General features: G+C 50.8%; 15 protein-coding genes. 2 read left to right on the top strand and 13 right to left on the bottom strand.

Annotation, left to right across the window (positions count from 1 at the left end):
- Positions 1 to 221 precede the first annotated feature (221 nt).
- Both ACYQ2N_RS03780 and ACYQ2N_RS03785 read left to right on the top strand, forming a co-directional pair.
- The gene (locus tag ACYQ2N_RS03780; RefSeq protein ID WP_459997594.1) at positions 222 to 407 is read left to right on the top strand and encodes a hypothetical protein; all 186 of its coding nucleotides are present in this window, start codon (positions 222 to 224) and stop codon (positions 405 to 407) included.
- 778 nt (positions 408 to 1185) lie between these two features.
- On the top strand, positions 1186 to 1509 hold the full coding sequence (locus ACYQ2N_RS03785) for a hypothetical protein (protein ID WP_459997595.1): 324 nt from the start codon (positions 1186 to 1188) through the stop codon (positions 1507 to 1509).
- A 648-nt stretch (positions 1510 to 2157) separates the two neighbouring features.
- Here the strand turns inward: ACYQ2N_RS03785 and ACYQ2N_RS03790 are convergent.
- From ACYQ2N_RS03790 to ACYQ2N_RS03850, 13 genes are all read right to left on the bottom strand, one after another.
- On the bottom strand, positions 2158 to 3621 hold the full coding sequence (locus ACYQ2N_RS03790; RefSeq protein ID WP_459997596.1) for a UbiD family decarboxylase: 1464 nt from the start codon (positions 3619 to 3621) through the stop codon (positions 2158 to 2160).
- A 525-nt stretch (positions 3622 to 4146) separates the two neighbouring features.
- Positions 4147 to 6444 (bottom strand): xanthine dehydrogenase family protein molybdopterin-binding subunit, encoded by a 2298-nt coding sequence (locus ACYQ2N_RS03795; protein ID WP_459997597.1) that lies wholly within the window; start codon positions 6442 to 6444, stop codon positions 4147 to 4149.
- Positions 6441 to 7325, bottom strand: a complete 885-nt coding sequence (locus ACYQ2N_RS03800; RefSeq protein WP_459997598.1) for an FAD binding domain-containing protein — start codon at positions 7323 to 7325, stop codon at positions 6441 to 6443. The genes ACYQ2N_RS03795 and ACYQ2N_RS03800 overlap by 4 nt, the downstream gene beginning before the upstream one ends.
- Positions 7325 to 7813, bottom strand: a complete 489-nt coding sequence (locus ACYQ2N_RS03805) for a (2Fe-2S)-binding protein (RefSeq protein ID WP_459997599.1) — start codon at positions 7811 to 7813, stop codon at positions 7325 to 7327. Before ACYQ2N_RS03805 ends, ACYQ2N_RS03800 begins: the two co-directional genes overlap by 1 nt.
- A 176-nt stretch (positions 7814 to 7989) precedes the next feature.
- Complete coding sequence (locus ACYQ2N_RS03810; protein WP_459997600.1) at positions 7990 to 9408, bottom strand: trimethylamine methyltransferase family protein; 1419 nt, start codon at positions 9406 to 9408, stop codon at positions 7990 to 7992.
- Between the two features lie 3 nt (positions 9409 to 9411).
- A complete protein-coding gene (gene hutH, locus ACYQ2N_RS03815; RefSeq protein ID WP_459997601.1) occupies positions 9412 to 11040 on the bottom strand; it encodes a histidine ammonia-lyase in 1629 nt (542 codons plus the stop codon).
- Complete coding sequence (locus tag ACYQ2N_RS03820; RefSeq protein WP_459997602.1) at positions 11040 to 12485, bottom strand: trimethylamine methyltransferase family protein; 1446 nt, start codon at positions 12483 to 12485, stop codon at positions 11040 to 11042. The genes hutH and ACYQ2N_RS03820 overlap by 1 nt, the downstream gene beginning before the upstream one ends.
- Positions 12486 to 12978: 493 nt before the next feature.
- Positions 12979 to 13920, bottom strand: a complete 942-nt coding sequence (gene rarD / locus ACYQ2N_RS03825; protein ID WP_459997603.1) for an EamA family transporter RarD — start codon at positions 13918 to 13920, stop codon at positions 12979 to 12981.
- A gap of 528 nt (positions 13921 to 14448) precedes the next feature.
- The gene (locus ACYQ2N_RS03830; RefSeq protein ID WP_459997604.1) at positions 14449 to 16191 is read right to left on the bottom strand and encodes a sigma-54 interaction domain-containing protein; all 1743 of its coding nucleotides are present in this window, start codon (positions 16189 to 16191) and stop codon (positions 14449 to 14451) included.
- Positions 16192 to 16459: 268 nt separating this feature from the next.
- Positions 16460 to 17731, bottom strand: a complete 1272-nt coding sequence (gene hutI, locus ACYQ2N_RS03835; RefSeq protein WP_459997605.1) for an imidazolonepropionase — start codon at positions 17729 to 17731, stop codon at positions 16460 to 16462.
- 14 nt (positions 17732 to 17745) lie between these two features.
- Entirely contained in the window at positions 17746 to 18642 is an 897-nt protein-coding gene (gene ftcD, locus ACYQ2N_RS03840; RefSeq protein ID WP_459997606.1) for a glutamate formimidoyltransferase, read from the bottom strand.
- Between the two features lie 12 nt (positions 18643 to 18654).
- Positions 18655 to 20691: a urocanate hydratase gene (gene hutU, locus ACYQ2N_RS03845; protein WP_459997607.1), complete on the bottom strand. Its 2037-nt coding sequence runs from the start codon at positions 20689 to 20691 to the stop codon at positions 18655 to 18657.
- A 208-nt stretch (positions 20692 to 20899) separates the two neighbouring features.
- Positions 20900 to 21697 (bottom strand): methyltetrahydrofolate cobalamin methyltransferase, encoded by a 798-nt coding sequence (locus ACYQ2N_RS03850; protein ID WP_459997608.1) that lies wholly within the window; start codon positions 21695 to 21697, stop codon positions 20900 to 20902.
- Between the last annotated feature and the right edge of the window lie 41 nt (positions 21698 to 21738).

Here is a 21738-nt window from a genome sequence, read left to right on the forward strand (position 1 = left end):
TTTAAACCGTGCGGATAACAGCTTAACCAATGTAAATGAAATAAAGTAAATATTAGTTTGACGAAAAAATTGTATGGTTTGTAACGAAATACACCGTTCCCGTCTTTCGCACCCATAATTTGTTATTTTACAAATATAGGCATTCCCCTACGCTGAACAATTGCCATCCTTTGTGATAGGCTATGCTTACATCTATTCAGCTTATCAGGGGGAATACTCATATGGAACTTGGAGCTATTATCGAACACATCCAGCGACTGCCAAAGCAAGCTCAAACCGCGTTATTAGGCGGATTAAAGCTGACACAAACCTGCCGGAGCCATCCTCGTGGCGATATATTTGCTCTCAGTACTTGGTGTTTTGCGCCGAATCAATCGGGTGCTGGGCGAAGAACATACATCACTTAAATATCTGAAACAAGAAATGGCTGCGAGCCGTAAACAAGTTCCAAGTAGCGGCATTTTGATCAGCTTGCTCTTTGCCGATTCACCTACCCGAAACGAATCGCCCGAGTCTACGAAGTGCAGCCATTAGCCAAAGCATGGCATACAGACAAACTTCTTAGTCTTGGCATTGATCCTGATCTTTTGAACGACGATCGCCTACTCCGAACCCTCTCCAAGCTGGGTGTGAACCCAGCTGATATGCGAGATATTTTACAGGGCATGACCGTGGAAGTCTCTGAACAGTTTAAGATTCGCCTCTCCCGTTTTTTTTGCGAACGGGTCTGTGTTACAACTTGACGGAGCTTTTGCTAAAGCAAGCAATGTCTGCTCTGGTCGAGGTCAAGCTTCACTCAGCCAACTTGTCACAAACTTGGTCGCGGCCTCTGGCACTAGGCTCGCTGTCTCGTTTGATGTGCTACCAAGAGGGACTAATGATAGTACAACCTTGCCTAAGGCTCTTGCCGCTATGGATCCGGGTAGCGCCGCCCGGCCCCATCGTGTGGATCGCCGATCGCATCTTCCCGACCACGAAAAATATTCTCTTTCTGTAAAACCAGAAGCAGCGGGAATATCGCTTCATTTCACCCCTGAAAACAGGCGTCTCCGAAACCCGATTCCGTGAACTTGTAGATCAGGCGTGGGATCAGGAGCAGTGGACAGACATCCACTATCGAAGTACCGAGGAAATGCGCAAAAAAGAGAACGCTCGTATCAGGCGGCTTACGAGCCACAATAGACATTGACTAACCTTGAAAAACCGGAACTGTCGCCGGGTCAAACCCGACGCCCCAAAGGATCAATCCTACGTCATGAAGTAACCGTACGTTGTGCGATCTATCGTCATGGGCATAAGGCTGAGCAAGAGTTACAAAACCGTGAGAAGCAGCGGGTTGCCTGCGAAGCGGTATTTGAGAAATTTTCAAGAAAACTGAACAAAGGCAACCTGCAAACCCTCCCAGAATGTGAACAGGCAGGCGTTCGCCTACTCAAGGATTTCCCGAAAATAAAACTGTTTGTGAACTTGGCGTTATCAGGAAATACACACAAGGCCATATTGTTGTAGTGGACTTGGGATGAGAACGTTTTTGCCCACCAAAAACGGTACGATGGCGTTTTCGCCATACTAACGAATCACTTGCAAGAGGACGTTTCCGCCAATGAAATACTCTGCCGCTATCGCGATCGCAACCAGTTCGAGATGAATTTCCGTGATCTAAAGGGTCTGCTCGATTTAAAGCGCATCTTTGTGCAAATTCCAGAGCGAATTGATGCCTACTTGTTTATCAAAGTGCTAGCGTATTTTGTGCTGACCTTTCTCCGATGGTATGCGGAAGAACAAGGATACGGTAAAATAAGCGAGTCGAAAATTCAGGATCAACTGAGTATGATGAGTATGAGTATGAGTCGGATTAGCATTGAGTCTTTGAGAATCAACATGTGGTCAGTGGTTAATGACAATCCTTATACGATATTTCTTCGTTCATCCCTTGGACTTTCTGATCCTCATGATGCGATAAAACTACTCAACGATTTAATGGATGTTGAACAACGGATCCCATTACGGCTCCGAGAATGGGAGCGAACACAGAGAACCGATAATTTCGTGCCTCAGCACGATTCAGGCTAAGATGTTTTTTTATCCATTGGATATTAATTCCACATACCCATTTTTAAAGTGCGAAAGACGGGACCGTTTAAACTGCAACTACCGTTATATGGTAATTCCATATTTCGCCCATTTTTCCCTAACCTTAGCCATAGTTTCCTCATCGGAATAGGCAAGCGGAGCAAACTTCTCACCCCACCATTTGTCAGTCCTGGGGTTTTCAATGTTCTTAGTGGCGTCAATGAGCATCCTTACCCCCTGATTAACAGCAGCGAATTTCCGCTCGTCGGGATGCACAATCGGGTCCAGCATACCTACCCAGCCTGGGTACTGGATGATGTCCCGTGGCGGATGCACCCGGTAGGCAATGGCCCAGAACACCTTGCGCAGGTCGTAGATGTCCACGTCAGGATCGCAGACGATGATGTTCTTGCCAATCATCAGGGAAAGGTGGGAACTCCAAACATTCGCCCCGACCTGGTGCACCTGCCCATAGTAACTGTTGTCAATCTGCACGATCAGGTTGGCCCAGGCCGTGCTGGGGTCACAGTTTACTCCGGTCACTCCAGTCATGCGTTCATCCAAAATATCCCACACCGCAGCGCTGTGGTTCACCGAGCTTAAAAAATGGTCCTCATTGATCGGCATCCCTTCCATGGTGCCCTGAAAAATGGGGTTGTTCCGGTAGGTGATGCACTTCACTTCAAATATCGGTCGCTTGAACGCCTCAGAGGTGTAATAGCCGGTATACTCCCCGAAAGGCCCTTCTTCCCGGAACTTGGCAAAGTCGATAGGAACCTCGCCTTCGATGACGATCTCCGCCGAAGCCGGTACATAAAGGTCATTAGTTTCACATTTAACCAGTTCCACCGGAGTCTGCCGCAGCGCCCCCATGATCTCATACTCGTCCACACCACGGCCTATCGGTGCGCAGGCCGTAGCCGGCAACACCGGATCCCAGCCAATGACCACCGCCACAGGCATGTTCTGCCCGCGTTTCTTCCACTTGCGCCAATGCTCCCAAATGTGCTGCCCCGTAGGTATGGCCAGCCCCGTGGTATAGCGGTCCTGCACCATCATCCGGTACATGCCCACGTTGGTCCAGCCGGTATCAGGATCCTTCGTCACCACCCCGTGGAAAGTGCCGATGTAGCGCCCTCCATCCAGCTTATGCCAGTAAGGAGCAGGAAACTGCAGTAAATCGACGTCTTTCCCCTTAACTATGTTTTCCTTTACCGGCCCGTCCTTAACAACCACCGGCTTTAGCGGCTTTCTGCTCCTCTCCCTCCAGATCTTGATCAGTTCCGGATAGGGGGTCTCTTTGGGTACTCCCAGCATCAGAGCAATCCTCCGGTAGCTGGACATAGAGGCCGTAAAGAGCCGTGTACAAGAGGTATCTTTATGGTCTTTAATATTTTCAAAAAGTAAGGCAGGGCCATTCCCCCGGTCAAACACCTCCTGTAATATGCCGCCGATTTCCAGGTTCCAGTCGACTTCGGTTTTTACCTTAGCTAATTCCCCCTCTTGTTCTAATGTGTCAAGCCATTGCCGCAAATCCCGATCAGCCATTCACTCATACTCCTTTCCTTTTCTTTAAGTTGCTAAGATTAGTGAGCGTCCGTTCTAAAAATAGTATACTTCAGTTGAACGGTCAACTCAACTATAATTTCAGATAATTTTGACTGTTTTGTATATATTACCTTAAATTCTCATGTTATTTGTTCCAATTGCTTAACTATACTGCTTTTTTTAGATTCTTTAGTGAACTCGTTTTGCTAAAGTAAAACATCATCGAAGCTTCAGGTGGAGACTCTACTCCACTCACGGGAGACAGGGAAGACACGGGGACGGTTCTCCTGTCGATGTTAAATTGGTCTTTCCCCCTGAATCCTCGATTAAATCTTGATGCGCTCAGCTAAAAGGGAGCCATGTTCAAAGCAGCTGTGGCGTAAATACACCAGGAATGAACACACCGGTGCGGGAGAATGCTCTCCCTGCACCGGTGTGTTGTTGTTAGTGGGCTTTTTTAGCACCTCAGGTTCACCATGCCAGAAGTTATGTTTTCGTTAAGACACAAGAACCGTCCCCGTGTCTTTACTCACTTAACGCACATAGAATCCTCTCCGGCGTCAAGGGCAAGGTTGTAAGGTTAGTACCCAAGGCATGGTTTACGGCATTGACAACAGCGGGGGCCGTCGGACAGGTGGCAATTTCTCCAATGCTTTTGGCACCAAAAGGTCCAAGATCCCCGCCTTTTTCAATGAGTAAGACGTTTACCGGCGGCATATCCGGGGCATTAATCAAGTGGTACCTGGCAAAGCTGTCCCCTTTGGCTTTCCCGCTCTTGGGGTCAATCCGGAGGTCTTCGCTTAACGCGAGGCCGATCCCCATTTGTACCCCGCCATAGATTTGTCCTTTGACAAAACCCGGATTAATCGCTTTCCCTACATCATGCACAGCTAATAAATCTATCACTCGCACCAGCCCCGTAAGGGTGTCCACTTCCACTTCCACAAAGTTGGCACCGTAAGAGCCGGGGTTGTCCCCAGCCTGGTAGGTCTCAGTAGCGATGATCTCTGTCCGGTTTTTCCGTTGAATGAGCTGTGCCATTTCTCCATAAGTCATTTTCTCCCCCGGCTTGTGCTTCAACCAGACTGTCTCAGAGCGCATCACCACATCCTCAGGCTCGCAGCCAAAAACCTTGGCCGCTTCCCTTTGGAAAATTTCTCTAATCTTTTGTGCCGCCTTTAGCGCCCCGGCTCCGCAGATATGCGTGACGCGGCTGGACTGGGAGCCGACGTCATAGGGGCTGGTTTCCGTATCCCCTTCCGGAGCCTCGATCCTGTCCGGGTTGATCTCAATAACCTCAGCGATAATCTGCTTCATGGTGGTGACCGTGCCGCAGCCTAATTCATGGATGCCGGAGTTGAGTATCATACTGCCATCTTCCAGCATGCGCAAAGTCATCGTGGTAAAATCCTGAAACGCTCCAAAATACCCGTTACTGTGGGTGGCGCACGCCATCCCCACTCCACGCCGGAAACGTCCACTCCCGCGGGCTTGGCTGCGGCGTTCAGTCCAACGGAAAAGCTTAGCCCCTTCCTCAACACAGTCAATGATGCGAGCGTTACCCAAAGACGGGCCGCCGCTCAAATCCCGGTCATAAGGCTGTACGAGATTCCTAAGCCTGAATTCCACCGGGTCAAGGCCCAAACGATTAGCAACATGGTCCAGGTTTATTTCCGTGATCGCATGAATCTGTGGGGAGCCATACCCGCGGGCGGCCCCAGCCACCGGGGTATTGGTATGCACCGCCTGCACCCGGAAAACCTGGTTCTCAATCCGGTAAAGGCGGAAAATCTTTTTCCCCATGGCCATACTTACGATTGAGCCGTTGGAGGTGTAGGCACCGGTATCAACAATCGCCTTAACCTCGCGCGCCAGGATTTTCCCGTTTTTATCCACCGCCGTACGCACATAACCGATCGTCCTGGTGCGCGTGCGGGTCGAGATAATGCTTTCTTGACGGTTAAACTCTATCTTAACCGGCTTCCCGGTTACCTGAGCAATAAATGCAGCCAGAGGCTCAATTGTCACTTCCTGCTTGCCGCCAAACGAACCTCCCATGGGAGTTTTAAGAATACGGACTTTGTTATATGGCAGCCCTAAAACTTTGGCGACCACCAGGCGCACAGAATAAAGGATTTGGCAGGGGGTATAGACCGTAATTTTCCCACTGTAATCCGGGACCGCAATGCAAACATGTGTCTCCATCGCGGCGTGATGAATCTTGGGCGTCTCTACTCGATCTTCAACGATTAGCTCCGCTTTCTGAAAAGATTCATTTACATTACCACACCCAAATTCTTTCTCGAAAAACGGAGAACCTCCCGGATGGATTTCGATCGCATTTTCTGTCAGAGCTTCCTCCGGATCAAAAAGTGCAGGCAACTCTTCATACTCCACTTTGATCAGATTCACGGCCTTGGCAGCAGTCTTTTTATCGATGGCAAGCACAGCCGCTACTCGGTCTCCCACGAACCTGACTTTATCATGAAAAAGCCTTTCATCTTCGCGCGCTTCCTGCCCGGCAAACCAAATTTGACTGTTATAGCAGGTTTTGGGGGTGTTTTCATGCGTAAAAACCGCCACCACTCCCGGCAGGGCTAAGGCCGCGGAAGCATCAATCTTCTTAATGTAGGCATGCGCCAGGGGACTAAAAAGGATTTTGGCATGAAGCATTCCCGGGAATTCCATATCCCCGGTATACTGTATTTTGCCCGTGGCCTTAGCTACGGCGTCATGCAGAGGTACGTTGTGCCCCACATATTTTAGCTCATTAGGCTCAGCCAGATCATCAGCATGCCCGTGCATCCCTTTATCTTCTGTCATTGCTGCCACCCCCTTGGCTCAAAGCCTTGCTCCGGAAAAAGTTCGGCAAAAATATCATAAGCCAGAGCTTGCACCGCCTGCCGTTTATACACTTGCGAAGGTCTGCCCGGAATCGCTTTATCTACTGTCTCAGTCAAGCTCCGAGCGAGTTCGGTTGCCATCTCCGCCGTAACGGGTTTCCCTTCCCATTCCCTTTCAAATTCGAACAAACGCAGCGGGGCTTTCCCGATCGCTCCCACAGCCAGACGCAGCTTGCGCATGATTCCGTTTTCCAGTTCCACCACAGCAGCCAGGTTAAGACGGGCGATACTCACTTGGCTGCGGCGCCCGATTTTGACAAAAGCGCTTCTACTTTCACCCTTAGATTCAGGAAGTGGAATCACAATTTCCGTAACCAACTCACGAGCCTTAAGCGCTTTTTCCGTGTCAGCCAGCAACTCGGCCACAGCGAGTGTGCGCGCTCCCCCGGGACCCTCAATCCTCACCTCAGCCTCTAATGCCACCAGAGCCGGGAGGCTGTCACCTGCAGGAGAAGCCGAAGCGATGTTGCCCCCCAGGGTTGCCCGGTTGCGAATCTGGGTTGAGCCCAACTGCTTGCCTGCCTGGGCAAGACATGTCGCATTGTCCCAGACAAGCGGATTTGAACTTAGCTGAGTAAAAGTTACCCCGCTCCCAATCTTAAGCAGGCTTTCTTCCTTTATAGATTGCAGCTCCGGAACCCGGGACAGATCAATCAGCCAGTCTGCCCGCTTCTTCCCGGATCTAAGCTCCAAGATAAGGTCCGTACCCCCGCTTAAAAACAAAACCTCCCCTTCCAGCCGAGAGGCCTCTGCCAAAACTTGGGCCAGACTTTGCGGACAGGAGACTTGAAATTCAGGCATCATACAGACCCCTCCGTTTCCTCGATAGAAGCATTCGCATCGGCCACATCTTTCACCGCATTTACGATATTAACATACCCGGTACAGCGGCATAAGTTCCCGGAGAGCGCAGTGCGGATTTCTTCTTCCGTAGGGTTGGGTTCCCGAAGGAGGAGAGCTTTCGCGGACATCAGCATGCCGGGAGTACAGTAGCCGCACTGAATAGCCCCATTGTCGATAAAAGCCTGCTGCATCCTGTCTAATTCTCCGTTTTCGGCCAGTCCCTCGACGGTTAAAATCTTTTTCCCCCGAGCCTGAACTGCCAGGACCAGGCAGGAATTAACCGCAAGGTCGTCCAGGATGACCGTACAAGCACCGCACTCCCCTTCCCCACATCCTTCCTTAGCCCCGGTTAACCCTAATTCTTCCCGCAAAACATCCAACAGCCTGGACTCCGGGTCTACTTCCAGGCTATACGTTTTGCCATTCACCTTAAGCTCCAGTTCCACCACTTCACCCCCCAAAAATCGATATTCGAAGTTCGATGTTCGTGGTTCGAATAAACAATGAATCCGGAACTTCAAACCTTAATTCCGGACTTTCGAACCTCAAAACCGGAGGTTCGTATAAAAACACGACCAATTTCCTAGACTCCCGACTCCCCACTGCTGACTCCTGACTCCTGCTAATATGGCTCCCGCCCGAATCTGTCGCGGTAATACTTAAGCAGGCCTTCCTCGACTTCGGGTTTTAACACCGGTCGTTCAAAGGTGGCTATCCTGTTCTGCCAGGCCGCAGTGGCCTTTTCCACCATATAACTTTTATAGTCGCGATTAGCCTGGAACACTTGCCGGTCACTAAGCTGCGGCCGCCAAAATTCCTGCTTAAAATGCTTCATCGTATGGTTAGTGTCCAGGAAGTGGCTGCCTGGACCTTTTTCTTTAATCATTTCCAGAGCCAGACTTTCTTCATTAACCTTAATTCCCCGCAGGAAACGCGCGGCCATGCCGTTTACATCTTCATCCATAATAAGCTTTTCGTATGAGAGGGTAAGGAAAGAATCCAAAATCCCCCCGGCATGCATGACAATACTAGCCTGACTGGCCAGAGAAGTAAACATGGAGAGCATAGACTCCATTCCCGCCTGGATATCAGGCGTCTTGGCATCTGTAAGAGCCCCGCCTGTACGTGAAGGGACTTTATAGAAGCGGGCCAGTTGGGCCGTGGCCGCGACAAGCAGGGAGAGTTCCGGCGCGCCCAAAGCAATGGCCATGGTCTGCATATCTGAAATCGTGGAGGTATTGCCGTAGACGACAGGAGTTCCGGGGTTGATGAGCTGCGCAAGGACTATTCCGGCCAGGACTTCGGCATTATTTACCACCAGCGTGCCGGCCAAAGTCACCGGGCTGGTGGCCATCGCCATACTGCATGGAGCAATAATCACCGGTTGTCCGGCACGCGCAAACGCAAACAGCCCCTCGATCATTTTTTCGGAAAAGATTAACGGGGAGTCAGGGTTGACCGTGCCGATCGTATGGCAGCCAGGCCGTCCTTCAAAGACAATATCCGCTATTTCCAGGACTGTGCGGGAGATCTCCTCCCCTAAGGCAAAGCCCATCTGCGGCTTATCCGAATACCAATGCCCTGCAAACACCATCCAGGCATATTTCTCAACGTCAGAAAAGGAGGGAGCCTCAGGAATTACGAGGCCGCCTCCATTCGTTCCAAAAACAGAACTCTGGTGGATGATCCGCACTAAATTAAGGTAATCCTCTAAGTTAGCTAGTCTCCTGCCTTCCTTGGCATCCTGAATATATACCACTCCGGCCGGCGGAGCGCACACGGTATCCTCCCCAATCCAGACCGAACGGGCAGGGTCACGCGCCTCGAGCAAAAAGCGGGCAGGGGCCATAGCCACAGTTTCTTCGACCAGCCTGGGGCTGAGATATACTTTGTTCCCTTCCACTCTGGCACCCTTGGACCTAAACCGTTCCAGGGCCCTATCCCCATGAAACTCAACCCCGGTCGTATCTAAGACTTCCAAACTGGCCCTGTGAATTTCCTGTACTTCCTGCTCAGAAAGCATTTCCACCAAAGGCTTCATTATTTACACCTCTTCAATTAAGGCATCCGTTTCTGCAAGCTCGATAGCTAGCCGCATCTGCTTGTTCATATAACGGTCATCACCCGTAGCCGGAATATCCTGCCTGATCCTATCATACACCCTCTGCGTCACGGGAGACAACTTCAAGCCCAGCAACTGCCCCTCAACACAGGCAATCCCTTGGGCAGCGCAGAGAACTTCAATACCCAGAATTTTGAACAGATTCTTAAGCACCATTTCTGCTTTGCGCGCAGCCCAGGTGGACATGCTCACATGGTCTTCCTGGTTGCTCTTAGTGGGGATAGAATCAGCGCTGGCCGGGAAGCAGAGGGTTTTGTTCTCGCTTACTATAGCTGCTGCCGCACACTGGGCCAGGGTAAAGCCTGTATTAAGTCCAACGGTAGACCCTACTAAGTTACGCGGTAAGCCGTAGCTCATCGTCGGATCTAAGAGACGGGCACTGCGGCGCTCGGAAATATTCCCGATTTCGTGAATCGCCACCGTGAGGAAGTCCATGGCAAAAGCCAGGTACTCCCCGTGGAAATTGCCCCCGCTAATCCCCGTATACTCTCCGTTTTCTTCCATAAACATGAGCGGGTTGTCGGTAGCGGCATTGGCTTCCCGCACTAAAACCTGGTCCACAAAATCCAGCACATCCAAAACAGCCCCGTGCACCTGCGGCACGCAGCGCAGAGAATAGGCATCCTGAACACGCGGCTGCCATTCCCCTTCGCGGATTTCATCTTTGAGCTTAATTTTGCGGGCTCCATCCGTAGTCAACTGGCTGCCCCTCAAGAGGGTACGGATATTTTCCGCTGCCTGGATTTGTCCGGGATGGTTGCGCGCTTCCTGAATCCGGGGATCAAAAGCACCCATCTCGCCGCGCATCGCTTCCATGCTCAGAGCACAGGCCACATCAGCAAGCTTTACCACTCTCCTGGCGTCATGGGTAGCTAGGACTGCCATACCCAAAGTAAAAGTGCAGCCATTGATCATACCTAACGTGTCTTTGGCTTTCATTTCGAAAGTCGGTTCAAGTCCTGCCAGCTGCAAAGCCTCCTGGGCCGGAAGACGCTCCCCTTGGAAGAAGGCTTCTGCCTCCGGATGTCCGACCAAAACCGAGACTAAATGCGCCATCGGCGCCAAGTCCCCGCTCGCTCCGACGGAGCCGAGAAGTGGCATTACCGGATGCACGCCGCAATTCAACATCTCGAGCAGGCGCTCCACTACTTGCACGCGCACGCCGGAAACCCCTTTGGCCAGAGCGTTGGCGCGCATGAGCATGGTAGCCCGCACTACTTCTTCCCTGGCTGCATCCCCGATACCGGAACAATGGGATTCAATAATCATTTTTTGAAAGAGATCATTTTCCTCAGGGGCAATATGAGTATCTTTGAGCTTGCCCACTCCGGAATTGAACCCATAAATTGTGGGCGCGTCAGGCTTAAGCCAATTCTGCTCGATATATCTCCTTACCTTTATTAAATGCTCCCGGGCCTCAGGCGCAAGCCGGACCTCAGGATAGGTTTTCTCGTTTTGCCCCACGCCCCGAGCGACTCTAACTACATCTGCCAGCGTCAGGTCACGACCGGTTAAGATCAGTACTTCAGAGTTGTGCTGCATTGAGTTCATTATCCGTGCTTCCTCTCTCTGGTTACAATTTCATGGATTTTTCCTGCGACATCTTGCGGCAGTTGGGGCACTTCGTGCTCAGCCAGCAGCTTTTTTACTCGTTCATTGGCGCGCTCCGCAAAGGTTTTGGCTCCTGATGCTTCCCAAGTATCTAAATTCAAGCGATTTACGACCTTGGTTTCAAGGCGGTTCTGACGGAAATTCTTCACCGTGTGCACTTCGCCCAGGAAGTTGCCGCCGGGTCCAACTGCTTTGATCACATCCAGAGCCAGCGTTTCGGCGTTCACTTCGACACCCTTGAGATAATATTTGACATTCGCGACCGTTTCATCGCACAGTACCAGCATCTCCATGGAAGAAATGAGCCCGATGCCGATATAGCCGGAATCGTGAATGAGATTGCCCCCGGCGAGACCTTCGATCAGAAGATTGAATCCTGCTTCCGCACCGGCTTGTTGGTCGAAAACATGGGCATCACTGCAACCGGCAGTGGTGAAGGTCGGGAGGTTGTAGAACTGACCGATTTTCACCAGAGAGGTACAACCCAGATCGCGCTCAGCGGATCCGTAAGAGCAAATCGAAGTCTTAAGATCCATCGGCGGAGTGCCACCGCCATAGATAAACGGTGCTCCTTTGCGCTTCAGCTGGTGGATGACTAAGCCGGACAGTTGCTCGGCATTGGCCACAACCAGGGAACCGGCAGGAGTGACAGGTCCGGTAGCACCACGCATGGTAGCCGGAACATAAATGAGCGGAATCTCCTTATCGGCACAAACCAGTAACTTTTCCAAAGCTTCCTGGGTGTGCAGGAGAGGAGAAGTAGGTTCAGCGTACAGAGCCAGGAACGGCTTCATTGCAAGTTCTCTGTCCCCACCGGCCACCACCGAAGAGATCTCATGAATGGCAAGCAAGCCCTCTTTATCATGGGCCGTGAACACAATCGGTTTCGTGGTGTTCGTCACCATGGCCTGATATTGATACACATCAGATGCTTCTTTGGGCACATCTGAAGACAGTCCCAACGACATGACGAAATCAATGTGATCCAGGGCATCCGCCAGTTTGGCTGCGTTTTCCACATCCTTATTCGTGGCAATCCGGCGCTCCCCGGTTTCGATATCCATCGTGTAAGGAGTGTCAGACCCCGTGCCGTAGTGGATTCTGCCCTTTTCCAGGATGCAGGCCGGTTCGCCCGCACGGTTGTAAAGAGTTACGGATTTCGGCGCGGAAGCCAACGCTTCCTGTACCAATCTCACCGGAATGCGCACGCGGGTACCGTCCACATAAGCGCCTGCAGCTTGCAAAAGCTGGAGAGCTTCTTGTTCGTACACTTCCACCCCAACCGTGTTTAAGACTTGCAGGGTCGCGGAATGAATTTCTTCAAGCTGATCGTGCGCGAGTAAGTTAAGCCCAACGCTGGCTTGGGCAGTCATGTTTACTTTCAAAATTATTTCCTCCTTGTCGCTCATTCTCATCTCGTAATGCCATGATTAGCACGATTGATTCGCACTTGGTCACAGTCCCCCTTTGTGTTCTCAGATCTCGCTCCAATCTTGTTGCTACACCTTTGCTTCCTGTTCCATATCACAAGCTCTTGCTCCTGCCTTCCCTTCCTTCCACAAAACGGACTTCAAGAGCACACCTTAAAATTAAGCAAAAATTATGCCAACAAGTCTTACTGCCTTTTTTGTAAATTCCATCCTCAAAATATTTCTTGCATCTGCCGCCTCCGGGTGCTAATTCTGCATAACCACGCGCATTTGGGGAAATTATCCGTTGATTCTCAACTTAATATAACGGGCGATGCAAAACATGTGCAAAAAGCTAAAGGTGCAAAAAATACTGCAGCGCAGAATTTTTTGCACCTCTCACATGCAAAGACAGTTTAGCGGTTGCCTCGTCTAGGACGTGAGGCTAGTTAATTCTTCCTAGTACCACTTATTTCTCCCCTAATGGAGCGGATGTTTTAGGAGCGCTCAGTCCTCTGACAATTCCCGTACGCGAGACCGTATACAAAGCCAGGGATATCCAAATTAAACTAAAGCTTATGAGATCGAGCTGGGTAAACGGTTCTCCGAACACAAGGACACCCATTATGAGCTGCAAGCTGGGAGAGAGATACTGGATGAAGCCCATGGTCGATAAAGGTATCCGTTTAGCTCCGTTGGCAAACCAGAACAGAGGCAGGGCGGTTATTGCACCCGAAGCCAAAAGCAGGACAGTTGTGCCCCAGGGAAGATGCCCGAAGACCCCGCTGCCGTTTAGCTGTCTCGTCAGTAAAAATGCTAAAGCGACAGGAGTAACCATTACGGTTTCTAAGGCCAGCCCCGTAAGCGAATCCAGATTCATGAGCTTTTTGACCAACCCATACAAGGCAAAACTCAGAGCCAGTGCCAAGGACACCCACGGGACTTTCCCATATTCAAGCGTAATGATAGCTACTCCTGCCAGTGCTATGAGCAAGGAAATAATTTGCCAAAAATCCAAGCGTTCTCTCAACAGCGCCAATCCCAAAAGCACCATAAAAAAGGGAGTAATGTAATAGCCCAGGCTTGCCTCCACCACATGGTCGCTGTTCACAGCCCAGATATACGTAAACCAATTAATGCTCACGAACAGGGACGCCAGCAGCACTCCCCATCGGTTGCGCCTGATCGCTAAGACTTCCCTGAGCATATGCCAGCGCCCCAGAGCTAATAAAACCACTGCCACGAATACAAACGACCACACAATCCTGTGGGCCAAAAGCTCTCCTGAAGGCACGGCCTTAAGTGTTTTCCAATAGATGGGTAAAAGTCCCCATGACCCATAGGCCAGGATTCCGTACCACACCCCGGCCGCAAACTGTTTATTGACTTGCATCTTTGTGTCACGGCTCATAATTTCTAATTTCGCTCCATTTCTCTATTGACTGGTATGACTATTCTTTTTCTATAAAAAATAAGGTGACCGTAACGATTACGGCCACACCTAGTATAGCACTATCTTAGTTATTGTTCCAAGGAAGAAGGAGCGGCAGAAAAGTGTGAATAGTAGTGTATCCTGTTGCTTCTTTGCATGTTATAATATCGTTGTACAACCTTATAGGCTAGGGTGGGCGGCCGAATCCCTCGGAGGGGGGTGAGGCTTATGACTACTTATCAAGCTTTGATGTTCGCTGTCGCATTCGCAACGCTTGTTGTGCTTATACTCAACGAAATGCACAAGAGCAAGTAGCCTTCCCTAGCCCGGAACTACTTGCTCTTCTTTAGTGGCCGCTTCCGTAGCGGCAGGTTGTACAGCCGGGATGTTTCAGCATCCCGATTTTATTTTATGAAGCTTGTTTGATTACTATTATATAAGGTTCGGAAAGTTTTTTCAAGAAATTACTCTTCATGGGTGAGCATTTTTGTTCACTCTAAAAAATCCTTACCTCCTGTACCTCTCTACTTCGATCCCCAACTTTTTAATCCGATACTGCAGGCTTTGGCGCAAAATTCCCAGTTCTTTGGCCGCTTGGCTGACATTGCCGTTGTATTTTTTAAGCGCGTCAGCAATCAAAGTGCTCTCAGTATCCATTAAAGAGTGATTGAGCTGAAGGATACCTGCTTCATCTGTCTTCTTCTGACCAAGGGCCGACTCCAAATTCTGGCGCAGATACATCGGGAGCTGCTCGCGCGTCAGCCATTTATCATCTCCAGACATGCAGACCATGCTTTCCACTGCATTTTCCAGCTCCCGGATGTTCCCTGACCACCGGTATTCCTGAAATGCCTGAGTAAGCTCAGGATCGAGTTTCTTAGCGCCATAGTCTTCAGAATGCTTCCTCAGGAAAAATTCCGTTAACAGCGGAATATCTTGCTTACGTTCGCGCAAGGGCGGCAAGTAAAGGGAGATCACTGACAGACGGTAAAACAAATCCTCTCTCAACATGTGTTCCTGCAGGCAAGTGAGCGGATCGACATTAATCGAGCTGATAATCCGGCAGCGCAGGGCGATTTCCGTCACACTTCCAACCTTACGGAAGCTCCTTTCTTGCAGGGCGCGCAGGAGTTTAGCCTGCAGCCCAATGCTCATAGAGTTAATCTCATCCAGATAAAGTGTGCCCTCGCCCACATACTCAAATAAGCCGGTGGTTGGCACTGCGCCCGTATACGCACCCTTGACCGCGCCAAAGAGCATCGTTTCCAAGAGGTTTTCCGGAATCGCAGCACAGTTAAGCGCCACAAACGGCTGCGAGCCGCGCGGGCTGCCGTTGTGGATGCTCTGAACGAGCAATTCTTTGCCTGTGCCTGTTTCTCCGTAGATTAGGATGTTGGCCGAACTGGTCATGGCCCGCTGCGCACCCTCGATCACGGTCTGGATGGCTTTGCTTTTGCCGATGATATCCCCGAAAGTATAATAAGCCCCTTGACCGGGACGGATGTTTCCTGTTTTCTTCTTAGCTATAGCCTGTTCCTGAGCCGGCAAGTTGAGGTCTTTCTCCTCGTCCTTAGGATCCTGAAGCTCAAAGGTGCGCGTAAGAATTTCTTTAATGTGCGTGAAATCCCGGCATACGGAATATACGCCGAGCAATTCATCCCCTTCCAGAATAGGCACGGTTGTAGCTACGGAATGAACTTCTTGCCCTGTATTGGTAAAATACTTCTGGTACGTCTCCGCAAGAGGCTGTGCCGTCTGTGAAACCCGCAAGTGCTCGCTTGTCTCCGGAGATTCCCGGTAAAGCTGAGTAATGTGTTTGCCCAAGGCGTAGTCAGGATCGAGCCCTTCCAAGGTAGCTAGTTCCTGATTATAAAAAGTGACATATCCGGCAGGGTCTGTCAGCAATACTCCTTCGTGAATTGAGTTAAGAATGGTCTCATACATTTTGACTTTTTTGTGCAAAACCTCTTCTTCGCTAACCGGCTTGATGCCAACCCGATATCCACCCTGGTCTGCACGAAGTGGCCGGGCATGAAGAATTAAGAGTTGGCCTTTCCAGGCAATGATTTTCGAATCAGTGTAAGCCGGAATCGTCGAAACCGGAATGCCCAGGACTTTTGGCTGCGTGTGCATGTCTTCAAGATAGCGATTGGCCGCCCCTGAACAGGATTGCAGATGCAAAAAACGGTCAAATATCAGAACGGCCGGATACCCATTATCTTTCAGAGAAACGCTGCGTCTGAATTTCATTGCTTTCAATGTCCTTTCTATACCGAAAACGCCAGGTGCGGCTGCACTACGGTGAGACACCTATAATTAGTTCGCTTTTTGATGTGTATCTTCCTGCAGATTTTGAATAAAACGCAAATTTTTTTGCACTTATGTAATTTAATTGCGCAAAGAGATTTGGCAAATGTTAGAGGATGCAAAAAACGAACGGACTCTCTTTGAGAGGTCCGTTTTGCACTCATATTTTGGGGTTTGTACCGAATTAGGGTTTGCACTTGATATTAAGGTTTTATGAGTCTCGCAGGTTCTCCCACACCATTTTCCCTTTTTTGATCACGGTGTCCACAGGGTTGTTGCCGAAGTGGTAGGGGAGATAGTTCAAATTGGGCACATCGAGAATGAGCACATCTGCCTGTTTCCCCACTTCCAGGCTCCCCACCAGGCCAGCTCTCTGGAGGGCGTGGGCTGCATTAATCGTGGCTGCAGTAAGAGCTTCTGCCGGAGAAAGTTTCAAGTAAAGGCAGGCCAAGGTGAGCACCAAGGACATGGATTCAGTCGGGGATGAACCCGGGTTAGAATCTGTGGCCAAGGCCACCGGCACTCCGGCTGCCACCATATCCCTAGCCCTAGCATACGTGTTCTTGGCCAAGTTAAAGGATGTAGCCGGGAGCAAAACGGCTATCACTCCGGCCTGGGCCAAATCTTTAATCCCTCTGTCAGACGCCTGGAGCAAATGCTCAGCGCTCACTGCCTCTATTCTCGCTGCCAGCTCCGCTCCCCCCGCTGCTTCCAGCTCATCCGCATGGATTTTGGGCTTAAAGCCCAATTCTTTCGCCCTAGCTAAAATCCGTTCGCTCGACTCCAGGCTAAAAACACCAGGCTCACAGAATACATCGCAGAACTCAGCTATCCCTTGGTCAGCAACTTGCGGCAGCATTTCCTCAACGACGGTCTTAGTAAACTCTTCTTCACTGGAACCTGGCGGCACGGCGTGCGCCCCCATGAAAGTCGGCACGAGGTCAAGGACTTCCTCCTTATTCAACTCAGCGATCAGCCTTAAGGCCCGCAGTTCTTCTTTAAGGCTTAAACCATACCCGCTCTTTACTTCGGCAGTGGTAGTTCCTAAGCTCAGCATCGTACGCAGGCGTTTCTTAGTCTGTTCTTTAAGTTCCTCATCACCGGCAGAGGCTGTAGCGCGTACGGTAGAGAGAATGCCGCCGCCCTGCTTTAAGATTTCTAAATAAGGCACGCCCGCCAGCTTTAAGGGCAGCTCATTTTCGCGCGAACCACCATAAAGAACATGGGTATGGGGATCGACAAAACCAGGAGTTACAACTTTTCCGCTGGCATCCAGGCGTTCGGTGTCCGGACCGACCCATCCTTCCCGTTCCAGGTCGGCAGTTGTCCCCACCGCCGCAATTTTATCTCCGACAATCGCCACGGCCCCGTCTTCGATCAACCCGACCTCAGCCATTGCGCTTCCACGCGCCGGTTCTGCCGAATATCCCCTGACCGTAGCCAGATAGCTCGCAGAGTGAATAAACAAATCCGCCTGAGACATCTAAACGTCACCCCTTAAAACCCAAATACCCTCTTTTCCAAAATCTGCTCGTACGAAAAATCACCTAATTTCAAGTAGTACGAAGCCACATCGAGCATGCTGTCAAGCGGTACCAAGCCCACGATCTCGCTTCCGATCACAGGCACGCCGTAGTGAGCCGCTTCTGCCTTAATGTACTCCATCGCCCGGTACAGAGGAGTTGCCTGGGTATCTACCATGTTCATGGAGATCTGCACCATTCCCTGCGCGGCCAGCTCAACTCCCAGCGCTTTAATGTTTACAAATCCGCCGGAACTGCCGCGGATTCCTTTGGCAATAGCCTTGGCAATATCCAAGTTGGTTGTGCCTAAGTTTATGTTGAAAGCAACCAAAGGCGGGCGCGCACCGATCGCAATCGCCCCTGCTTTACCCATGACGCTCGGACCATAATCAGGTTTGCGTTCCGGAGTGTTAATGCTTTCTTTAATGCCCTCGTACTGTCCCCGCCGTACTTCGGCCAGGTTGCGCCTCTCCGGGCGGGTAGCCGCCTTCTCATACAAGTACACAGGGATGCTTAATTCTTGCCCCACCCGTTGTCCAAGCTTGCGGGCCAACTCTACGCATTCATCCATCGTAACTTCGCGTACCGGGACGAAAGGACATACATCCGTGGCACCCATGCGCGGGTGCTCTCCCTGATGCTGATCAAGGTCGATCTTGTCCGCAGCCTTCACGATTAGCCGCCACGCCGCTTCCAAAACTCCTTCCGGCTCCCCGATAAAGGTTATGACCGTCCGGTTATGATCGGCGTTGCTCGAATAATCAAGCAAGGTTACCCCAGGGACTTTCTTAACTTCCCCGACGATTTCTTCCACCACATCCAGTCGTCGGCCTTCACTGATATTTGGAATGCACTCTACTACTTTAGACATTAAAGTCACCGCCTATTTCCCCATCTTCTTAAACATGCCTTTGACCAAGTCCTCCACCAGCGCTTCCTGCGGGATATACGGCAGGGTAATGTGCCCTTGCCCCTGGTAGCGCTCGTTAAACTCGATGCTGGTTTCGATCGAATGCTGGTTGCGCGCCCAAGAACGGCGGGCGACTCCGCCCATCACGTCCCAGAGCAAGGCTGACTTAATAATATTATCCACGCGCTCACTGCCATCGAGCACCAGTCCAAAACCGCCGTTGATCGCTTTGCCGATCCCAACCCCGCCCCCGTTGTGCAAGGCCACCAAGCTCATGCCCCTGGCAGCATCTCCGGCGAAAGACTGTATTGCCATGTCAGCCATGACATTGCTGCCGTCTTTAATATTCGCAGTTTCACGGAAAGGAGAATCAGTGCCGCTCACATCATGATGATCTCGCCCCAGCATTACCGGCCCGATCTCTCCGGTACGCACCATGTCGTTAAACTTAAGCGCAATTCTGACCCTGCCTTCCGCATCCTGGTACAGAATACGCGCCTGGGTCCCTACCACCAGTCTGTTCTTGTCCGCATCCTGAATCCAGACATAATTATCCCGGTCCTGACCCCGGCGGTTCGGATCAATACACGCCATCGCCGCATGATCTGTCTTTAACAAATCTTCACTCTTGCCGCTTAAGCAGACCCAGCGGAACGGTCCATAGCCATAGTCGAACAGTTCCGGACCCATGATATCTTCCACGTAAGATGGGAAAATAAAGCCGTCTTTCTCGTCCACGCCGTTTTTAGATATCTCCTGAACTCCGGCATCAAAGATAGCTTTCATAAAGGCATTGCCATAGTCAAAGAAATAAGTGCCGCGTTCAGCCAGGATTTTAATAAGCTCAAAATGGCGTCTTAAGCTTTTATCCACAAGTTCGCGGAACTTCTTGCGATCTGTAGCCAGGAGACGGGTGCGTTCCTCAAAGCTTACCCCCTGCGGACAGTACCCGCCGTCATAAGCCACGTGGCAGGAGGTCTGGTCCGAAAGCAAATCCACATGGATCTTGTTTTTAACCGCATATTCCAAAAGATCGACCACATTCCCATGGTAGGCAATGGACATGGCCTCTTTCTTGTCCATGTATTCCCTGGCAATCCGGAAAACCTCGCTCAGGTCTGCCGAAGCCTCCTTGACCCACCCTTGATCGTGCCTGGTCTTAATGCGGGATGCATCAACTTCAGCCACAATCCCGACTCCGTTGGCGATTTCAATCGCTTTAGGCTGAGCTCCGCTCATTCCGCCTAAGCCGGAAGAAATAAAGAGGCGTCCTTTTAAGTCCCCGTCCTGCGGCATTCCAAGCTTGAGCCGGCCAGCATTAAGCAGGGTGTTAAAAGTCCCGTGCACAATCCCTTGCGGCCCAATATACATCCAGCCGCCGGCTGTCATCTGGCCATAGTTGGCCACACCCATTTGCTCCGCCGTTTCCCAATCCTCCTGGTTGTCAAACATCCCGACCATGATGGCATTCGTAATGATGACACGGGGAGCTTCCGGCTTCGACGGGAACAGTCCGAGCGGATGCCCTGATTCCAGCACCAGGGTTTGTTCATTGGTCATAATCTCCAGGTACTTTTTTATCAGGCGGTACTGGAGCCAGTTTTGGCAGACACTGCCCGTTTCCCCGTAAGTTACAAGTTCGTATGGGTAAAGGGCCACGTCCAAGTCCAGGTTGTTGTCAATCATCACCTGAAAAGCCCTGCCCTCAAGGCAGTTTCCCTTGTATTCCTCAATGGGCTTGCCGTAAATGCGCCCTTGCGGACGGAAGCGGTAAGCGTAAATCCGGCCCGTGGTCCGCAACTCTTCCAAAAATTCCGGAGCCAATACTTTATGAAGTTCTTCCGGCACATAGCGAAGGGCATTCTTCAAAGCAGTTTTAGTCTGCTCCGGCGTCAGCTTAAAACCGCGGTCCGGAGCGCGGCGAATTCCTTCTGCGAATTTAGGGTATTCTGGCAAGACCGGATCAAGCTTGACGGTCATAGCCTTAGCAATGTCGAGGTTGCTGATCATCTTTTATCCCCTCCTTAAAACCCTAGAGCGTCGATGAACTTGTCCTGGAAATCCATGCGGCCTCAGCCGCAGCCTTCATCACGGAAGTCCCGGCGGGTAATTTCAATCCGGTCCGGAAGAAATGTCACCTTATGTTTAGTCATTTATCTCACTCCCCAGATATAGTTACAGTAGCCCCGAAGGGCTACTGTAAGAATCACTCTTTAGCTTAGGAGTACAGCCCGTTGCGGTGGAATGTTAAATAGTTCATGCAATAGGAGTCTTTGCCCAAGAGAGCCTGCGAACCGTAAACAAAACCCATCATCGTCTTGTCAAGGGGATCGAGGATGTAGCTGTCCATGCCCATGGTCATGGTTTGCACCATGAACAGTTGATTTAACACTTTGCGGTTTGGCAATCCGTAGGAAATGTTGCTCAGGCCGCACACCTTGTGCACGTTCGGAAACTCCTTGGAGATAAGCGCAACAGTCTCTAATACTTCCAAACCGGCATTGTCCCCGGTACTGACCGGTTTGACCAAGGGGTCGAAGTAAATATCATCTTCAGCCACCCCGGCTGCGGTCAAGTTCTTATGCAGGGTGCTGACAACACGCATGCGATCATCCGCAGTCTCCGGCATCCCGGTATCATCCATGCAGAGGGCTACAACTTTGGCTTTATACTTTTGCACCAGCGGCAAGATTTGTCCGTAGCGCTCTTTTTCCGCCGTAATGGAGTTGATCATGGGCTGTCCGTACTTGGCTAAAGATAAGCCCTTTTCGATCGCTTTCGGATCAGGGCTGTCAATACACAAAGGAGCTTCCACAGCTTCTTGCACCAGGTTCACCAGCCATTCCATAATGTCTACTTCATCATACACCCTGGTGCCACAGTTCACATCAATGTAATTGGCTCCTGCCGCTAGCTGGGCTTTGGCAATCTGTTTAATGTACTCGCCGTCTTTGTTCTCGACCGCTTCTCTAATCGCCTTGCGGCTGGTGTTAATCAATTCACCGATAATTAACACTAAAGTTACCTCCCGTCAGTTTCAATACTCATACCTTATTA

Source organism: Paradesulfitobacterium aromaticivorans (assembly GCF_054657415.1).

Excerpts from the sequence above, each read along its gene's own strand:
- ACYQ2N_RS03780 (WP_459997594.1), top strand. The coding sequence starts at position 222 with ATGGAACTTGGAGCTATTATCGAACACATCCAGCGACTGCCAAAGCAA.
- ACYQ2N_RS03790 (WP_459997596.1), bottom strand. The coding sequence starts at position 3,621 with ATGGCTGATCGGGATTTGCGGCAATGGCTTGACACATTAGAACAAGAG.
- ACYQ2N_RS03795 (WP_459997597.1), bottom strand. The coding sequence starts at position 6,444 with ATGACAGAAGATAAAGGGATGCACGGGCATGCTGATGATCTGGCTGAG.
- ACYQ2N_RS03800 (WP_459997598.1), bottom strand. The coding sequence starts at position 7,325 with ATGCCTGAATTTCAAGTCTCCTGTCCGCAAAGTCTGGCCCAAGTTTTG.
- ACYQ2N_RS03810 (WP_459997600.1), bottom strand. The coding sequence starts at position 9,408 with ATGAAGCCTTTGGTGGAAATGCTTTCTGAGCAGGAAGTACAGGAAATT.
- hutH (WP_459997601.1), bottom strand. The coding sequence starts at position 11,040 with ATGAACTCAATGCAGCACAACTCTGAAGTACTGATCTTAACCGGTCGT.
- rarD (WP_459997603.1), bottom strand. The coding sequence starts at position 13,920 with ATGAGCCGTGACACAAAGATGCAAGTCAATAAACAGTTTGCGGCCGGG.
- ACYQ2N_RS03830 (WP_459997604.1), bottom strand. The coding sequence starts at position 16,191 with ATGAAATTCAGACGCAGCGTTTCTCTGAAAGATAATGGGTATCCGGCC.
- hutI (WP_459997605.1), bottom strand. The coding sequence starts at position 17,731 with ATGTCTCAGGCGGATTTGTTTATTCACTCTGCGAGCTATCTGGCTACG.
- ftcD (WP_459997606.1), bottom strand. The coding sequence starts at position 18,642 with ATGTCTAAAGTAGTAGAGTGCATTCCAAATATCAGTGAAGGCCGACGA.
- hutU (WP_459997607.1), bottom strand. The coding sequence starts at position 20,691 with ATGATCAGCAACCTCGACATTGCTAAGGCTATGACCGTCAAGCTTGAT.